Consider the following 16,626-nt stretch of genomic DNA (forward strand, 5'->3'; position numbering starts at 1 on the left):
GTTGGAGCGTGAGCGCGCGGGACATCTCTCAGGCGGGACCGGGGACTCTGGCACGGCGGGGGTTCACCAACGCGCGGCGCGCCGTGGAGTTGATCGACGAGGCCGGTCTGCGTTCCCACGCCGCGATCGTCGAGTCGCTGGGCGGATCCGCGGATCCCGACCTCGCCCTGTTCGGCCTCATCCGGATCCTGGAGAGCACCCCGGAGCCGGAGGAGCTGCTCGCGCAGCTCGACCAGGACCAGGACCTGCGCTTCCGCCTCGCCACGGTGTTGGGCGCCAGCGCGCTCGGCGACCACCTGGCCCGCCATCCACGGGACTGGGAACTCCTCCAGGGGCCGTTGGAGGCCCCCACCCCCGCCGCCGCCCGGGCGCTGCTCCTGGGCGTGCTCGACACGGCACCGGTCGATCCCGCGCACGCGCTACGGCTGGCCTACCGGCGAGCGGTGCTGCGACTCGCGGCACGTGACCTGACCGGGGCCGCGGGGATGGAGGAGGTGGGCGCCGAACTCGCCGACCTGGCGGGAGCCCTGCTCGAGGGGGCGCTCATCCTGGCCCGCGAGCAGAACCCCGAGGCCGCGGCGCGGTGTCGGATCGCGGTGATCGGCATGGGCAAGTGCGGCGGACGCGAGCTGAACTACGTGAGCGACGTCGACGTGGTGTTCGTCGCCGAACCGGTCGAGGGCACCGACGAACACCGGGCGCTGCGCGCGGCGACCCGCCTCGCCACCGAGACCCTGGCCCTCCCCTCCGCCACCGACGCCGAGGGAACCCTGTTGGCAGGTGGACGCGGGGCTGCGCCCCGAGGGTCGCAACGGCCCGCTGGTACGTACCCTGGCCAGTCACCGCGCCTACTACGAGCGGTGGGCGAAGACGTGGGAGTTCCAGGCCCTGCTGAAGGCTCGCCCGCTCGCGGGAGACCCCGAGTTGGGGGCCCGCTACGTCTCCGCGTTGGCTCCCATGGTGTGGGAGGCCGCGGGCCGTGAGGGGTTCGTCGAGGACGTGCAGGCGATGCGACGTCGGGTGGAGGCCCATGTCCCGGCGGATCAGGCCGAACGGGAACTCAAGCTCGGCCGCGGTGGGCTGCGCGACATCGAGTTCGCGGTCCAACTCCTGCAGCTGGTCCACGGGCGCACCGACGAGGCGTTGCGTTCCCCGAACACTATCTCCGCTCTCGAGGCGCTGTCCGCGGGGGGCTACGTCGGCCGGGCCGACGCCGCGAGCCTCGTCGACGCCTACCGCCTGTTCCGGCACGTCGAACACCTGCTCCAGCTCCACCACCTGCGGCGCACACACCTCCTGCCCGACCCCACCGCCCCCGACGGCCCCCGGGACCTACGACGGATCGGCCGGGCCCTGGGCGACTCCATCGCACCCGGCGACGACTTCGCCGCCATGTGGCGACGCCGCACCGCGGAAGTGCGCCGCCTGCACGAGAAGCTGTTCTACCGCCCACTGTTGCAGGCGGTCGCCCGGCTCCCCGGCGAGGAGGCGCGGCTCACCCCGGAACAGGCGGGAACCCGACTACAGGCGCTGGGCTTCACCGATCCGGCGGGCGCGCTGCGGCACCTGCAGGCACTCACGCAGGGGGTGACCCGACGCGCAGCCATCCAACGCACCCTGATGCCCGTCATGCTGGGCTACTTCGCCGACGCCCCGGACCCCGACGCGGCGCTGCTGGGCTTCCGTCAGGTCAGCGAGGCCCTGGGCACCACGCCCTGGTACCTGCGGCTGCTGCGCGACGACGTGCGAGTGGCGGAGCGTATGGCGCGGCTGCTGGGCACCAGCCGGTACGCGACCGACCTCCTCCTCCGGGCGCCGACCGCGGTCGCCATCCTCAGTGACAACACCGACCTGCGGGCTCGCCCGGCCGCGGAACTGCGGAGCGAGGCCGACGCCGTCCTGCGCCGCCACGGGGCGGCGGAGCAGGCGGTCACGGCCGTTCGGGGACTACGGCGGCGCGAACTCCTGCGCACCGCGGCGGCCGACCTGCTCGGGGTCGCCGACGTGGAGGAGGTGGGCTCCGCGCTGACCTCCATCTCCTGTGTCACCATCGACGCCGCCCTGCGTGCCGCCGTCACCGAGATCGCCCAAGGGCTGGGACGCGACCCGTCCACCCGGTTGACGGTGATCGCGATGGGACGGTTCGGGGGCGGCGAACTCAGCTACGCCAGCGACGCGGACGTGATGTACGTCCACTCTCCCCTGCCCGACGTGTCGGCGGCCGAGGCAGCGGGCGACGCCGAACGGATCGTGCGGCGGCTGCGTCAACTCCTGGAGATGCCGTCGGCGGATCCCCCGCTACCCCTGGACGTCGACCTGCGCCCCGAGGGACGCAGTGGGCCCGTGGTTCGCAGCCTGGAGTCCTACGCCCGCTACTACGAACGCTGGGCGGCGACCTGGGAGAGCCAGGCGCTGCTGCGTGCCCGGCCCATCGCGGGCGACACCGAGCTGGGCCGGGAGTTCACCGCGCTCATCGACCCCATCCGCTACCCGGCGGCCGGACTGTCGGCGGAGCAGCTTCTGGAGATCCGGCGTCTCAAGGCACGGATGGAGAGCGAACGGCTCCCGCGCGGCGCCGACCCCGCGTTGCACACCAAGCTCGGCCGTGGCGGTCTCTCCGACGTCGAGTGGGTGGTCCAGCTCCAGCAACTGCGCCACGGGCACGAGATCCCCGCGCTGCGGACCACCAGCACGCTGCCCGCCCTCCGCGCCGCGGTCGAGGCCGAGCTCGTCGACCCCGAGGACGCCGAGACCCTCGCCTCCGCGTGGCGCACGGCGTCGTCCATCCGCGGAGCCATCACGCTGGTCCGGGGGCGCGGCAGCGACTCCATCCCCTCCAGCACCCCGGAGCGCGTCGCCGTGGCGGAGGTCCTCGGATACCACCAGGACGACACCTCCCCCGGCGAGCAGATGGCCGAGGACTACCGGCGGATCACCCGCAGGGCCCGCGCCGTCATGGAGCGCCTCTTCTACGACGAATAGGGCGCGGGTCCCCTCGTCGGGGCCCGCGCCGTCGTCCGTCGCCCGGGGTCAGGCGGCGTCCACGCCGTAGGGGTGGGCGCCGACCAGGGTCACCCGGATGGTACGACCGTTGGGGGCGGTGTAGGAGCGCTCCTCGCCGGGCTTCGCCCCGATGAGGGCCTGACCGATCGGTGACTCGGGCGAGTACACGGGCAGCTCCTCGTCGGATGCGCCGTCACGGAGGCTGAGGAGGAACGTCTCGGGCTCGTCATCGCCTTCGTAGCGCACGGTGACCGTCATGCCGGGCTCGACGATTCCGTCGTCCGGTGGGGTCTCCCCCACGACGGCCTCGCTGAGGATCTCCTGGATACGGGTGATGCGCGCCTGCCGGGCGTCTTCGCTGGGGGGAAGCGCGAACTCCTGCTCCGCGCCAGTGTCGCCCTGTCCCTCAAGCACGGCCAGTTCCCGCGTCAGCCGAGCGTGCGCGCTCGGAGTCAGCCAGGTACGGCTGGGTTGGGACATCGTTCTCCTTCGGGTGGATAGTAACGAAGCGGACCCTCCCGCTCTCCACCAGGAAGTGGTGGCGAGCGGAAACGTCCGCGGAGGTTCGAGTGTCGGGACCAGCGCGCCGGATGGAGTCAAACGGGCGTGTGCCGGTTCCGGGGTGTGCTGGTGAGGATGAGGGGTGGCGTAACGGCGACGCGGCTCGCGCCCCTCACGCTCGGCATGGAACGGGCGGCGTCCGCGGTCCTTCCCTGCCACGGACAGCCACGAGACCGGCCCCACGGGCTCGTCACACGCGCACCACGCACCAGCCGCCTCCGTACGCCAGCTCCCCACCCGGCTTGCAGTATCCCTGGTGGGAACATCGCGGGCATTGTCCTTGGCAGACAAAGTACGGCTATGGTTTGTGCACTGGAGACAAACACCTGGTTCGCGGTGGCGAGGAGTCAACGTGGTCATCCTGGACAGGCTCACCAACATCCTGGGCACCTACGGGGTACGCGCGGTCGGGGCGCGGCACGGGGCGGGGGCCATGGTGCGGGGCGTGTCGATCCACGACCCCGCCGCACCGGCGCCGGAGCAGGGGGACGTGTTCCTCGCCGTCGGGGTGGAGTCGATCGAGGAGAGTCTCCGCCTGGGGCGGCGGGCGGAGGCGATCGCGGTGGTGACCCGTGGCGCCGCCGAGGACCTGCCCGACGCGGGCCACGCCCGCGCCGCCGAACTCGGGCTCACCCTGCTCCACGTCGACCCGTCGGTGTCGTGGAGCCAGGCCGCCGGTGTGGTGTACGGACTCGTCTTCGAAGGGGGCGAGACCGAATCCGGACGCGGCCCCAGCGACCTTCCCGCGTTGGCCGACGCCGTCGCCGACTCGGTGGGGAGCCCGGTCACCATCGAGGACCCGCGGTTCCGTGTTCTCGCCTACTCGGCTCAGCCCCCGACGACCGACCGCGCGCGGCTGGACACGATCCTGCGCCGCCGCGTCTCCGACGACCTCCGTACCCACCTGGACCGCACGGGAGTGACGGCCCACCTCTCGGCCTCCGACGAGCCGCTGTTCGTTCCCGGCTCCGCTGACCTCGGGCTGACGCCCCGGACCACGATCGCCGTACGGGTGGGTGTGGAGTTCCTGGGCTCACTGTGGGTGGCCGCCGACCGGCCCCTGGACGAGGCGCGTCGCCGACTTCTCGTCGAGGGCGCCCACTCCGTCGCGCTGCACCTGCTCCGCACACGGGTGAGCGCGGACCTGGAGCGTCACGTCGAGTCCGACCTCGTGGGGCGGCTGCTCGAAGGCGGAATCGACCCGACCGAGGCCGTGGGTCGCCTGGGCATGGCCGCGGAGAGCTACCGGATCATCGGTATCCAGGCCCACACCCCCGCGGAACGCCACGCCGCGCTGCTGATGACGTTCGAGCGGGTGACGACGGGCTTCGGGTGGTCCCGCCCGGGCCGCAGCACGCTCTTCGGCAGTACCGTATACACGGCGCTGCCCTGCGGCGCCGATCCGACGCCCGCCCGCGAGTGGGCCGAGGAGATCGCCCGCGGCCTGCCGGAGCACGTGGTGGTTCACGTCGGCATCGGCGGCCCCGCCGACCCGGCCCGCCTCGCCGCGAGCCGCCGGGAGGCCGACGAGAGCCTCGCCCTACGTGCCACGCAGGGCGACGACGCGCCCGCCGTCATCTACGACGAGTCCTGGCACGAGGTCCTGGTGCACCGGCTCCGCATGGCCTCCGCCTCCGGCCGCCGCCCCCAGGACGGCCCGGTGATGGGCCCCGTCACCGACCTGGCGCGCCACGACACCAAACACGGCACCCGCTACGTCCCGACCCTGCGCGCCTGGCTCCACGCCCAGGGCGATCCCACCCTCGCCGCCGAATCCCTCGGCGTCCACCCCAACACCATCCGCTACCGACTCCGCCGCATGGCCGAAACCACCAACCTGACCCTGGACAATCCGCGAATGCGCCTCGCCCTGTCCATCGCCCTCGCCGTCCACGACGACGGCGACGACAGCAACGGACTCCTCGGCCCCACCTAGGACGGTTGGGGCGGCGTTCACTCGTCCCACGGGTTGATCAGCTCGATCCCAGTCTCGGTGAAGTCTTTCGTGTTCCGCGTAGCGCAGGTGGCGCTGTTGCTCCGGCACATCGCGGCGATCTGCGCGTCGGCCATGCTGATCGGGATGCCCGCCCTTTCGCGCGCCACGACGATCTCCGCGTAGTGTCCAGCCGCGTCGTCGTCGAAGACCAGTATCGCTCGGGTTTCCCGGTAGGGCTGAAGCGCAGCCTCGATCCGCATCTGAAGCGCCGATCTGCGCTTACCCTCTGGGAGACGGCCAACACCAGCCCGAAGCTCAGCCAGCGTGACGGCGGTGACGGCAACCTCCCCGGTGAGGGACCCCAGCCACGTGACGACTCGCTCGTCGGGGTTCGGTCGGAAGATCTCGGAGATGACGTTCGTGTCCAGGACAATCATCCGAAGTCCACCACCCGCGCGGCATCGGTGCGCACGGGAACCGGGAGATCGTCGACTCCGCCAACGTCCATCACGGCCCTCATGAGGGCAATGCCAATGTTCGGCCGTCCAGCCGCCCTCGTGAGGATCTCACGAACCTCGGCTTCCATGGAGTGCCCGTGCTCCTTCGCCTGGATCGCGATCTGCTTTTTCACTGACTCGTCGAGCCCTCGAACGACTATGGACGCCATATCCTCCACCCCCAGTTCGCTATCATAGATGATAGCATTCGCCGCAAGAGCAAGGTCACCACGGATCCCACCGACCCGCTGGGTTCTCCCGCGTGGGAAGGGTGTCGATGAACGGGAGGAGCTCCTGTCTGGCGACGGTGTGGACGCGGCGTAGTTCGTCGACGGGGTCGTGATGGTCATCGACACGGAGGTCCAGGTAGGGGTAGGGCAGCCCGGTGTCGAGGCGAAGGGCGGCGCTCTGTCTGCCCCGGTGGTCGCCGCCCGCGGCCTGGCCGGCCTCGAGGGCGCGGAGGAGCCGTTCGTGCAGGGGTTCTCCCCGGTTGGCCTCGAACCGCTCGGCCATGTCGGTGAGGACTCGTTCCCCCACCAGCATGTTGCCCGCCACCGCGTAGCCCTCCCCGGTCCGGTGCCCGCTCCACGGGTGGGTGCCGTCCCCGGTGTGCGCCGCTCCGTGGCCGTGCCGGTCGACCAGGGCCACCTGCCGCAGGTCACTGGCCGGATCGGTCGCGAGCAGTTGACCGAGTGCCCGCTCGGCTGGGGTTGAGGCGAGGAGCTCGATGCCGTCGACGCCGAGCAGCGGGTTGATCAGCGCCTGGGTCGCGATCGCCCCATGGCCGACGCGGGCGAAGACCGACAGCGCGCCGATGGCGGGCATCGCGCTGCTCACCGCCACCCCGCAGACGGACTGGTCGACGTCGTACGCCACGATCGAGAACGTTCCCGCCAGCATGTGCCCCCCTGACTCCGGGCCCCACCATAGGCGCACCCGGAGGCGGCCGGCGCCGGCACGTAGCCTGGAGGTAAGCGCGCACTGGAGGAGTCATGACGACGCACCGTTTCGCCGTCGGTGACCACGTGAGTTGGAACTCCGAAGCGGGCCGGGTGGCCGGCACGATCACGAAGGTCCACACCGACGACTTCAGCTTCAAGGGCTACGTCCACCACGCGTCGGCGGACAACCCGCAATACGAGATCCAGAGCGACCGCACCGACCACGTCGCGGCCCACCGGGGCACCGCGCTCACCCGCGTCGGTGACGACTAGCGACTTCCATGGCCCCGTCATTCGTCACGATCGGCCACTCCGATCGTGACCTCGACGTCCTCGCCCGCCTGCTCGACGAGGCGGGCGTCGACCTGGTGGTGGACGTCCGCAAGCTCCGTGGTTCCCGCCGGTACCCGCGGTTCAACGAGGACGTCCTGTCCCACGCGCTCCCCGCCGCCGGGATCGGCTACCGCCCGGCCCCGGACCTGGGGGGACGCCGCCCCAGGTCCACGGACATACCCGAGGACACCAACGCGCTCTGGCGCAACCAGAGCTTCCACAACTACGCCGACTACGCCCTCTCCCCACCCTTCCGCGCCGCCCTGGCCGAGCTACGCCAGGAGGCGGAGACACGACGCGTCGCCGTCATGTGCTCCGAGGCGGTCTGGTGGCGCTGCCACCGCCGCATCATCGCCGACCACCTCCTCGCCCACGGCGACGACGTCCACCACATCCTCGGCCCGGGCCACACCCCCTCAGCGAGCCTCACCCCGGGGGCGGTCGTGCACCCCGACCAGAGCGTCACCTATCCCGCCGCGGCGCCCAACCGCCAATAGCTCTGGGCCTGCGGGGTCGGCACCGCACAAGGAGCAGATTCTACGGGATTACGTAATTCTTGTAATGTGGTGGTCATGAGCCACGACGATCGGCCGGCGCCCGGTGAATCTTCCCTCGACCGACGCATGGCCGCCTTGGAGCGGCGGGTCGAGGCGTTGGAAGGTCGCGCGTCCACCACCGCTGCCGAGCACGACGAGCCGCTCTGGGTTCTCGACGGCGTGCGGGCCCGCGCTGAGGCCCCGGGAGCGGTCGTGTTGGCGGGCGCGGTCACGGTGCCGGACGGGCGGGCCGCCCACTACCAGGTGAACGGATCGACGTCGGAGCTCCTCGGCTCCGACTTCGCCGACCGGGTCGAGGCCCTGTCGGCGCTGGCTCATCCGGTCCGGCTGCGGATCCTGCAGCGGCTGCTCACCGACGCGTCCACCGTGCAGGATCTGGCCGACAACGGGGACTTCGGGACCAGCGGGCAGATCTATCACCACCTGCGTCAGCTCGTTTCCGCGGGGTGGCTGCAGGCACAGGGGCGTGGCCGCTACGAGGTACCGGTGGCCCGCGTCGTGCCGCTGTTGACGGTCTTCTTGGCGGTGGACGGATGAGGCGCCAGATCGCGCGGTTCCGGCCGTTGTGGTTCGCGGCGATCCCCGTACTGATCGCCCTCAACGAGACCATGTTGGCCGTGGGTGGGACCGCCGCTCCGGGGTGGCTCGTGTTCGGCCTGGCGGCCGTGCTGGTTGTCCTCATCTTCGTCCGGCCTCCCGTGGTTCACCGCGAGCCCGTGGAGGTCGCGGCCCCTGTCAACGGTCGGTGGGTCAGCCTGAACAGCCCCGGCTCGAAGGTGCCGAGCCACGGGACGCGCGCCTACGGCCAGAGCCACGCCGTGGACATCCTCCACCCATCCGACGCCGACTCCCCGCCGATGGCGCGCCGGGGCCTGCTGCCCAACCGTCCGGAGGACTACTCCTGTTTCGGGGAGCCCGTGCTCGCGGTCGCCCCCGGGGTGGTGACCCGCGCCACCGACTGGCAACGTGACCACCGGGCCCGCAACACCTGGCCCGCGGCGATCTTCATGCTGGTCCTCGAGGGGCTCCTGCGATCCTTCGGCGGTTTCCCCCTCATCGCCGGCAACCACGTGGTCATCACGCACGACGACGGCACGGCGAGCGTCTACGCGCACCTCAAACACCGGTCCGTTCTGGTCACACCCGGACAGCGCGTCACCGAGCGCCAGCACATCGCCCACGTGGGCAACACGGGAAACTCCTCGGAACCCCACCTCCACGTCCAGCTCGCCGACCGGCCCGAACCGGGGGCCAGCGTCGGACTGCCGATGCTCTGGCGCGGCCTGGAGGTCGAGGCCGCGCCGGACCCGCGACTCGCGCCGTACACCAAACCGCCCGCCGCGACGGCGATCGCCGGGTTTCCCGCGAACGCCCGGGTCTTTCGCTGCACGTGATCCGCCGCCGCAGTTCCTGTCAGGGGCACTGCGGGTGGGGGCGGGGCCGGATGTGGGGCCCGTAGAATGGCCGGCATGTCTGGTGCTTCCGCCGCGGCCGCCGCCGCTGTGACGAGGACGCTCCGCTAGCGGCGGAGCGTTCCTAGGTCTTCTCTCTTCGTACGTTCCGCCGCTCGAGGGTCGGAACGGTGCCACACGTCCGTGTGGCACCGTGTTCTTTCTTGAGCAACGGAGCTTCTCTGTGTTTCCACGCACCTCTACGGTCATGCGGTCTGACCGCACGTCGGCAGCACGTTCCTGGACGGTACTGAGCTGTCTGGCCGTGTTGCAGTTCTTCATCGCGGTCGACGTGACCGTGGTGAATATCGCCCTTCCGTCCATCGGCGCCGAGTTGGGCGCCGGTCCCCGCGAGTTGACCTGGGTGGTCGTCGCCTACACCATCGCCGGCGGCGGGCTGCTCATGCTCGGCGGCCGACTGGGCGACGTCTTCGGGCGACGCCGGGTACTCCTCGTCGGCACTGCCGTGTTCGGTGGGGCGTCGCTGTTGGCCGGTGTCGCCAACTCGTTCGCCGTGCTGGTGGTGACTCGACTGCTCCAGGGGGTCGGTGAGGCGCTGGCGCTTCCCGCGGCGATGGCCACCATCGTGCTGCTGTTTCCCGAAGGGCCCCGCCGGTCGCGCGCGTTGAGCGTGTGGGCGGCGATCGCCAGCTGCGGCCTGGTGCTTGGCTTCGTCCTGTCGGGGGTCATCACCGAGTTCCTGGGGTGGCGCTGGATCTTCCTCATTGCCGTCCCGTTCGTGGTGTTCGTCCTCGTGACCACGGTGATCCTCATCCCCGCCGATCGGTCTCGGGAACGGGCCCCGCTCGACGTGCTCGGCTCCCTCCTGCTGACCTGCGCCCCACTGCTGTTCGCGTTCGGTGTGGTGGAGGCTGGGGGCGATGGAGGAACGCCGTCCTGGGTGCCGGCAGTCGCTCTCGTGGGTGCGCTGGTAGCGGGCTTGTTGTTCTTCGCGGTCGAACGCCGGGCCACCAACCCGTTGATTCCGCTCGCGTTCTTCCGGAACCGTTCCCGCGTGCTCGCCAACCTCGCGACGGCGCTGCTGAGTGCGACACTGTCCACGTCGTTCCTGCTGTTCACCTTCCAGTTGCAGGACCGGCTCGGACTGTCCCCGCTCCAGGCCGGACTCATGCTGCTCCCCCTGGCGGTGAGTCTGGTGCTCGCCGTGACGGTGGTGCCCCGGCTCCTTGGCTCGTGGGGAGCACGCGGGTGCGCCCTGGTCGGGATCGGGTTCGCCGCCCTGGGCATGGTGGTGATCGGGGCCGCCGCACACCTGGGCGCGCCCGCGCCGATGCTGATTCCGGCGATGGTTCTGATCGCGGCGGGGATGGGCTTCGGCATCGTCGGCCTGCAGTACGCCGCGGTCACGGGCGTCACCGACGAGGACGCTGGGGTCGCCTCGGGAGTGCAGCGCGCCGCCGACCAGCTCGGGGGCGCGACGGGCGTCACCGTCTACGTCGGCGTCGGTTTCACACCGAGCGTTCTCGGCTCGTCGCCGTACCTGCTGAGCTGTGGCCTGGCACTGGTGGGCCTGCTCGGCGCCGCAGCCGTCGCGGGCCGCATCCGGATCGGGCGGTAGTTCGGTGTCGCGCACGTAGAAGTCGACGTTGCCGAAGTCCCAGGTGACCTGGATGACCTCGTCCCCGGGGAACTGGTCGTGCTCCTCGTGGACCTGCGCGGTCCCGGAGTACGAGGGGGTGTCGTCCTCGTCCGGGTGGATGTCGACGCAGTCCATGGAGAACTCGACGGGGTCGGTGTCGGGGTCGAAGTCGCCCGTACAGACCTTGGAGGAGCCGCCCTCCGTCTCGCCGGGATCACCCAGCAGGGAGACCTCGTCCCCCGATTCGAACCGGAACCACAGAACGGCGTGGCTGTCCGACGTTTCGTGGTCCAGGTGCCACGAGCCGAGGACGTCGGGGTCGTCGTCCAGGTCAGGCAGGTCCGTCTCGTCCTTGGACTCGGTGTCCGGCGCCGCCGCGGCCTCAGCTTCGGTATCCGCGTCGGCGTCGAGGTCCTCGCCGGGAGCACACCCCCCGGCGAGGAGGACGCTCGTGGTGGCGATGGTGAACACGGTCAGGGTGTTTCGCGTCAGCACGCTGGGGGCCCGCAATCCTGGTCGACGACAGCCGTCCCCCATCGTGCGGGACGCGGCACCGGACCGCACTCACACAGGGGCAGACTGGCCCCCTGCGGCCACCCGGGACACACACCGCACACGCGGGGGTCGTGCTCCGTGAGGATCAGTAGGCGAGGTGGAACCACACGCTGCGGAGGTAGGGGCGGCCGTTGTCGCCCCAGGAGTCGGCGAGCGTGTCGACGAGCATGAGTCCCCGACCGGAGACAGCGAGGGGATCCTCCCCCGCGTTGGGCGGGACCTCGAGGGAGAAGTAGACGTCCCGTGTCCACCGCTCCGTGCCCCGCAGGGTTCCGCTGTCGGTGCAGGTCAGCGTGATACCGCTCTTGGAACGGTCCGCCCTCAGGGTGAAGTAGCCGCCCGGGTCCCCGGAGAGTGTGTGCTGGATGGCGTTGTTCGCGAGCTCACTGCCGAGCAGGGTGAACGTGTAGCGGTAGTCGGGGTCACGGTGGGCCGCGCAGGTGTTTAGAAACGCGCGGACCAGCGGCATCATCGCGGACAGACCGCAGAACTCGAACCGGCGCTTGCGGTAGATCGGGCCGTCGGGGTCACCGTTGAAGTAGTGCGCGCTCCCGGACGGGATGAACCGGTTGAGCGGGACGGTGACGGTGGGCAGCGGGGCGACAGGGGTCAAAGGCATGCGGACACACTCCTCGGGCATGCGTGAACGAACGGGGTGGAACCCGCACCCGCACCACTTCCACGGTTTCCCGGACACATCAGCGGGAGCGGAACTACCGTGACCCGCAACAGGGTCTGGGGGTGAAGTGGATCACGGTCTCACCACCGAGAGTAAATAGTGGAATCCACTTCTGTCAATCATTCACAGTGGATTCCACTGCTTTTCTAGCGATAGGATCCCCTCGTGTCCGCTCCCTACAGCCCAAGCATCCGCAGACGACGCCTGTCCGCCGAGCTGAGGAAACTCCGCTCCCAGTCTGAGCTGACCCTGCAGGAGGCCAGCAAACAGGCCGGGATCGGAAAATCGAACCTGAGCAAGATCGAACAGGCCGAGTCCAAGACTGTGCCGACCAAGACGCTCGACATGCTGCTGGACACCTACAAGGTCACCGATACACAGACACGCGCGGCACTACACCAACTGGCCAAGGACGCCAAGGTCCGCGGTTGGTGGGCTCAATACAAGGACCTCATGCCGGAGATGCTCGCGGACTTTGAGGTTGAGGCGTGCGCATTCCGCACATTCCAGGCCCAGGTCGTGCCAGGCCTACTGCAAACGCCTGACTACGCCGGCGCGATCTTTCGCGCCAACAAGGTCCGTGAAGACTCCGAGATCGAACGCCGTATCGACGCACGTCTCAAGCGGCAAGATGTGTTGAACCAGGTGCATCCACCAACCTATGAAGCGGTGATCGAGGAGGGAGCGCTACGGCGGGTGGTCGGCTCGGCAGCGATCATGCACGAACAGTTGCTCCACCTCGACCACATGGCCGTCCGCCACAATGTCGACCTCTACGTGCTCCCCTTCAACGCGGGCGCCCATCCAGCGACCGAAGGCAGTTTCGTACTCTTGGACTTCCCCGACCCACGGGATTCCACTATCGCCTATTTTGAGACCCCGGTGAGTAGCCTGTACCTGGAAGAGGACGAACAGATCCGGCGCTGCAACACCATGTTCGGCAGCACACAGGCGTGTTCGCTCAACCCTGTCCAGTCGCTGGCGCTGATCCGCCACATCTGCAGCGAGCTAGAAGAGTGATACCCATGCCCAACGCTTTGACATGGCGCAAGAGCACCCATAGTGGAGTAAATGGCGATTGTGTTGAGGTTGCCGAGCTCCCCACCGGCACGGCTGTCCGGGACTCGAAGCACCCCGATCGTGGCCACCTCGACTTCCCCGCCGCCGAGTGGACCGCGTTCCTCACCGCCGCAGAGCGCGGCGAGCTCTAGTCACCCGCCACGGCGTGCGTTGGCCATCCGGCGAACCACGCCGTGGATCTCGTTCGCGGCCCCGCAGATCACTCCGGCGAGCCCCAGGATCATGCCGGCGTACCCCGCCACCGAGTACTCCGCGTACTCGCCCGCGTCGATCTTGAGGGCCAGCAGCAAGAACAGGATGCCGCAGATGACGGCGATCCCCGACGGAACGGCCGGCGTGCCCGGTCGGAACACCCCGATCCCGAGCAGCACCGCCAGTACACCCATGAACAGGATCGAGACCGTCCCGATGGCGAACCCATTGGCAGCGAGCTCCCACAGCATCGCGTAGGTGACCGACATGTCGTCGGACTCGTACTCGTAGAACGGCACGAACAGGAACAGCGGAACCAGGAGCAGCATCGGCGCGTAGATGAGGCTGTACCCCAGTAACGCCTGCCGGGTCTCCACGACGTTCAGCCGGCGCTCCAGATCCGCAGACGAAGCAACAGGTCCCGGAGCGCCAGACATCGGAGGGTGCGGAGGGTGTGGCCCCGGTGGGGGCGGTTGACTGTTCGGCCCCGACTGCCCCTGGGCCCCGTGTCCCTGTGCCCACTGTGGTTGTGCCTGCATCCCTGACCTCCTGTTAGGCCGATCCGTATGCATCCATAGACGCGACACCCGACACTGCGGTTCCCCCGATCACCACCGGTGATCCGCGATGATCACTTCACTACCCAGGGGAACGAACCCCACCGCCAGGAAGGCCCGGAGCGAACGCGCGTTACCGGGCGACACCGCGGCGAAGACCTCCTCTCCCTCCGGAACGAGCCGCAGCGCGTCCCGCAGTAGCGACCGCCCATGACCGGCGCCCGCATTGCCGGCGGTCTCGATCGACATCTCCCGCCGGCCCGCCAACCCCGCGGCGATGGTCACCAGGCCCCGCTCGTCAGCGAAGACCCGTACGTCACGCCGCAGTGCAGTGGCGTGTCGCACCCGGGGGTGCTCCAGCAGGTCGACTCTCTCGGCCAGCGGACAGGTGGCGTTCCCGGGATCACGATCACCGCTCCCCCTCGCGACCATGGTCACGTCGATCTGTCCGACGGTTCCGCGCTCCCCGGCGATGCGGCGCAGCACACGCGGATGCAAGGCCGCCCCATACCCGTCAAGCTTCGGGTCCCCCAGATCGGATGCCGCCCACCGAGTCGCGATCACCGCGTGGCCGGTGAACGACACGACGGCCTGGTGCCCGTCCGCGAGCGGGGGAACCACCACGGCCCGCCCGTCGACCGGCGGAAAGACCCCGGCCGCCGCGTCCACGAACATCGCCAACAGGGGGTGATCCATCGTCACCTCGTACCACCGCAGATGGTCGTTGAAGGTCCCGCCGCCGCGCCTCACGCCTTGCGCAGCAGCCCTCCGAACTCGTAGCCGCGCTTCGTGCCGCGGCTGGCGGCGCCGAGGAACTGGGTGAGGGCTGTGTCGACCTCGGGGAGAGGGGGCTGGTCGGGGTCGGGGCGCCAGTCGGCGACGGGGACCAGGCCGGGGTCGAGGAGTTCGAAGTCCTCAAGCCACGACTGGAACTCCTCGGGGGTTCGGGTGCGCCAGGGCATCCCACCCGCGGTGATGTGCCGGGTGATCTCGTCGGCGGTCGCCTGGTCGTCGGCGACCACGTGGGTGACGGCCAGGTAGCTCCCGGGGGCGGCGTGTGCCATCGGCGCCAGGATGGCCTCCCGCGCCTGGTCGTCGTCGGGCACGCAGTGCGCCGTGGCGAGCATCAGGACCCCGACCGGGCGGGTGAAGTCGATGAGCTCGCGGGTCTCGGGGGCGTCCAGCACCCCCCGCGGGTCGGTGACGTCGGCCTGGATGACCGTGGTGCTCGCGTCGTCGTTCAGCAGTGCACGGCCGTGGGCCGTGACGATGGGGTCGTTGTCCACGTAGACGACACGGGCGTCCGGCTGGAAGGCCTGGGCGACCTGGTGGACGTTGCTGTCGGTCGGCAGACCCGACCCCAGGTCCAGGAACTGGGTAATACCGACGTCCCGCGCCAGGTGGCGAACCACGCGGTACAGGAACCGCCGGTTGTCCCGCGCGTCGTCCAGGGTCTCGGGGAAGGCGTCGAGGAAGCCGAGGGCCATCTCCCGGTCGACCTGGAAGTTGTCCTTGCTCCCCAGCATCCAGCCGTAGACCCGCGCCGAGGTCGGCCGGTCGGTGGGGATCTCCGGCGGGTAGGCCGCGCCGTCCTCGGTGGCGAGGTGTTTCATGAACTGGTTCGGGTTGGTCATCGAGAGGCTCCAGGGGGCACGGTGAGGGGGCGGGTCCACAGGCGGGGTTATGGTTTGCGAAGCACTCCCCCGAACTCGAAGCCCTGCTTCGCGGTGTGGCGGGTCACGCCCAGGTAGGGCCGTAGTGGCTCGGCCACGTCCGGCAGGGAAGGTTGGTTCGGGTCCGGTCGCCAGTCGTTGATGTCCACCAGGCCCGGCTCCACCACGGTGAGGTCTCCCAGCCACGAGCGCACACGCTCGGGCGTGCGCGTCCGCCAAGGCATGCCCAGGTTATTCATGTACTCGGTGGCGGCCTCCGCGGTGGCTTCCCCCTCGACGACCACGTGGGAGATGGCGAGATGGCTCCCCGCGACCACGCGCCACATGGGGGCGAGGATCGCGTGTCGGGCGTCCTCATCGTCGGGGATGCAGTGCGGGATGGAGAACATCAGCACGCCCACCGGCCGATCGAAGTCCAACAGCGCCTGGGTCTCGGGCGCGTCCAGGACGGAGTCGGGGTCCGTCATGTCGGCCTGGATCACGGTGGTGTTGGCGTCCTCGTCCAACAACGCGCGGCCGTGCGCCAGCACGATGGGATCGTTGTCCACGTAGACGACGCGGGCGTCCGGCTGGAAGGCCTGGGCGACCTGGTGAACATTGCTGTCGGTCGGCAGACCGGAGCCCAGGTCCAGGAACTGCGTGATGCCGACGTCGCGAGCGAGATAGCGCACCGCGCGGTACAGGAACCGCCGGTTGGCCCGTGCCTCGTCGACCGCCTCGGGAAAGGACTCCAGCAGGGTCAGGATCAGGTCCCGGTCGACCTGGAAGTTGTCCTTGCCCCCCAACAACCAGCCATAGGTCCGCGCAGGAGTCGGCCGGTCGGTGAGGATCTCCGGCGGGAACGCGGCGGCGCCGTCGGTACCGGCGACACCCTTCATGAAACCGGTCGGGTCACTCACGGGGGGACTCCTGGGGACGAGCGGGCACACGGGGATGCCGTCGGCGGGCCACCGCCGCGACTTTCCGGGCAGAATGCCACATCTCTCCGCGACGCGGGAGACCCGATTGAGG

17 protein-coding genes and 1 pseudogene are annotated in these 16,626 nt (G+C 69.9%); 9 read left to right on the forward strand and 9 right to left on the reverse strand.

What is annotated here, in order from left to right; genetic code table 11:
- Nucleotides 1–23: 23 nt before the first annotated feature.
- A pseudogene (locus J4H86_RS05775) lies at nucleotides 24–2,982 on the forward strand (bifunctional [glutamine synthetase] adenylyltransferase/[glutamine synthetase]-adenylyl-L-tyrosine phosphorylase).
- 48 nt (nucleotides 2,983–3,030) lie between these two features.
- Here J4H86_RS05775 and J4H86_RS05780 read toward each other — a convergent pair.
- On the reverse strand, nucleotides 3,031–3,483 hold the full coding sequence (locus J4H86_RS05780) for a GreA/GreB family elongation factor (RefSeq protein ID WP_236542469.1): 453 nt from the start codon (nucleotides 3,481–3,483) through the stop codon (nucleotides 3,031–3,033).
- Nucleotides 3,484–3,916: 433 nt separating this feature from the next.
- On the opposite strand from J4H86_RS05780, the gene J4H86_RS05785 reads away from it, so the two are divergent.
- Nucleotides 3,917–5,500 carry a PucR family transcriptional regulator gene (locus J4H86_RS05785; protein ID WP_236542470.1) on the forward strand — a complete coding sequence of 528 codons (1,584 nt, stop codon included), beginning with the start codon at nucleotides 3,917–3,919 and terminating at the stop codon, nucleotides 5,498–5,500.
- A 17-nt stretch (nucleotides 5,501–5,517) separates the two neighbouring features.
- Here the strand turns inward: J4H86_RS05785 and J4H86_RS05790 are convergent, their stop codons facing one another.
- Genes J4H86_RS05790 through J4H86_RS05800 form a run of 3 tightly spaced genes read right to left on the reverse strand, consistent with a single transcriptional unit; the run spans nucleotide 5,518 to nucleotide 6,897 of the window.
- Nucleotides 5,518–5,937, reverse strand: coding sequence for a type II toxin-antitoxin system VapC family toxin (locus J4H86_RS05790; protein WP_236542471.1), 420 nt, complete (start codon nucleotides 5,935–5,937; stop codon nucleotides 5,518–5,520).
- On the reverse strand, nucleotides 5,934–6,167 hold the full coding sequence (locus J4H86_RS05795; RefSeq protein ID WP_236542472.1) for a FitA-like ribbon-helix-helix domain-containing protein: 234 nt from the start codon (nucleotides 6,165–6,167) through the stop codon (nucleotides 5,934–5,936). Before J4H86_RS05795 ends, J4H86_RS05790 begins: the two co-directional genes overlap by 4 nt.
- Nucleotides 6,168–6,222: 55 nt before the next feature.
- Entirely contained in the window at nucleotides 6,223–6,897 is a 675-nt protein-coding gene (locus J4H86_RS05800) for a DUF1028 domain-containing protein (RefSeq protein WP_236542473.1), read from the reverse strand.
- A gap of 92 nt (nucleotides 6,898–6,989) precedes the next feature.
- Here J4H86_RS05800 and J4H86_RS05805 point away from each other — a divergent pair, with 92 nt between their 5' ends.
- From J4H86_RS05805 to J4H86_RS05825, 5 genes are all read left to right on the forward strand, one after another.
- Nucleotides 6,990–7,211, forward strand: coding sequence for a hypervirulence associated TUDOR domain-containing protein (locus J4H86_RS05805; protein ID WP_236542474.1), 222 nt, complete (start codon nucleotides 6,990–6,992; stop codon nucleotides 7,209–7,211).
- Between the two features lie 8 nt (nucleotides 7,212–7,219).
- Nucleotides 7,220–7,768, forward strand: a complete 549-nt coding sequence (locus J4H86_RS05810) for a DUF488 domain-containing protein (RefSeq protein ID WP_236542475.1) — start codon at nucleotides 7,220–7,222, stop codon at nucleotides 7,766–7,768.
- Between the two features lie 75 nt (nucleotides 7,769–7,843).
- Complete coding sequence (locus tag J4H86_RS05815) at nucleotides 7,844–8,365, forward strand: ArsR/SmtB family transcription factor (protein ID WP_236542476.1); 522 nt, start codon at nucleotides 7,844–7,846, stop codon at nucleotides 8,363–8,365.
- Nucleotides 8,362–9,222: a M23 family metallopeptidase gene (locus tag J4H86_RS05820; protein ID WP_236542477.1), complete on the forward strand. Its 861-nt coding sequence runs from the start codon at nucleotides 8,362–8,364 to the stop codon at nucleotides 9,220–9,222. The genes J4H86_RS05815 and J4H86_RS05820 overlap by 4 nt, the downstream gene beginning before the upstream one ends.
- 265 nt (nucleotides 9,223–9,487) lie before the next feature.
- Complete coding sequence (locus J4H86_RS05825; RefSeq protein WP_236542478.1) at nucleotides 9,488–10,858, forward strand: MFS transporter; 1,371 nt, start codon at nucleotides 9,488–9,490, stop codon at nucleotides 10,856–10,858.
- Nucleotides 10,859–11,519: 661 nt separating this feature from the next.
- On the opposite strand, the gene J4H86_RS05830 is transcribed toward J4H86_RS05825, so the two are convergent.
- Entirely contained in the window at nucleotides 11,520–12,053 is a 534-nt protein-coding gene (locus tag J4H86_RS05830; RefSeq protein ID WP_236542479.1) for an ATP-binding protein, read from the reverse strand.
- Between the two features lie 225 nt (nucleotides 12,054–12,278).
- Between J4H86_RS05830 and J4H86_RS05835 the strand changes: the two genes are divergently transcribed.
- Together J4H86_RS05835 and J4H86_RS05840 are read left to right on the forward strand one after the other, a co-directional pair.
- The gene (locus J4H86_RS05835) at nucleotides 12,279–13,133 is read left to right on the forward strand and encodes a helix-turn-helix domain-containing protein (protein WP_236542480.1); all 855 of its coding nucleotides are present in this window, start codon (nucleotides 12,279–12,281) and stop codon (nucleotides 13,131–13,133) included.
- 5 nt (nucleotides 13,134–13,138) lie between these two features.
- Nucleotides 13,139–13,324, forward strand: a complete 186-nt coding sequence (locus tag J4H86_RS05840; RefSeq protein ID WP_236542481.1) for a DUF397 domain-containing protein — start codon at nucleotides 13,139–13,141, stop codon at nucleotides 13,322–13,324.
- Here the strand turns inward: J4H86_RS05840 and J4H86_RS05845 are convergent, their stop codons facing one another.
- The 4 genes from J4H86_RS05845 to J4H86_RS05860 all read right to left on the reverse strand — a co-directional run bounded on the left by J4H86_RS05845 (nucleotide 13,325) and on the right by J4H86_RS05860 (nucleotide 16,514).
- Nucleotides 13,325–13,762, reverse strand: coding sequence for a hypothetical protein (locus J4H86_RS05845; RefSeq protein WP_236542482.1), 438 nt, complete (start codon nucleotides 13,760–13,762; stop codon nucleotides 13,325–13,327).
- A 231-nt stretch (nucleotides 13,763–13,993) separates the two neighbouring features.
- The gene (locus J4H86_RS05850) at nucleotides 13,994–14,638 is read right to left on the reverse strand and encodes a hypothetical protein (RefSeq protein ID WP_236542483.1); all 645 of its coding nucleotides are present in this window, start codon (nucleotides 14,636–14,638) and stop codon (nucleotides 13,994–13,996) included.
- 50 nt (nucleotides 14,639–14,688) lie between these two features.
- On the reverse strand, nucleotides 14,689–15,576 hold the full coding sequence (locus tag J4H86_RS05855; protein WP_236542484.1) for an SAM-dependent methyltransferase: 888 nt from the start codon (nucleotides 15,574–15,576) through the stop codon (nucleotides 14,689–14,691).
- Nucleotides 15,577–15,623: 47 nt separating this feature from the next.
- On the reverse strand, nucleotides 15,624–16,514 hold the full coding sequence (locus J4H86_RS05860) for an SAM-dependent methyltransferase (protein WP_236542485.1): 891 nt from the start codon (nucleotides 16,512–16,514) through the stop codon (nucleotides 15,624–15,626).
- Nucleotides 16,515–16,626: the final 112 nt, after the last annotated feature.

This window comes from Spiractinospora alimapuensis, assembly GCF_018437505.1.
Taxonomy (GTDB): Bacteria; Actinomycetota; Actinomycetes; order Streptosporangiales; family Streptosporangiaceae; genus Spiractinospora; species Spiractinospora alimapuensis.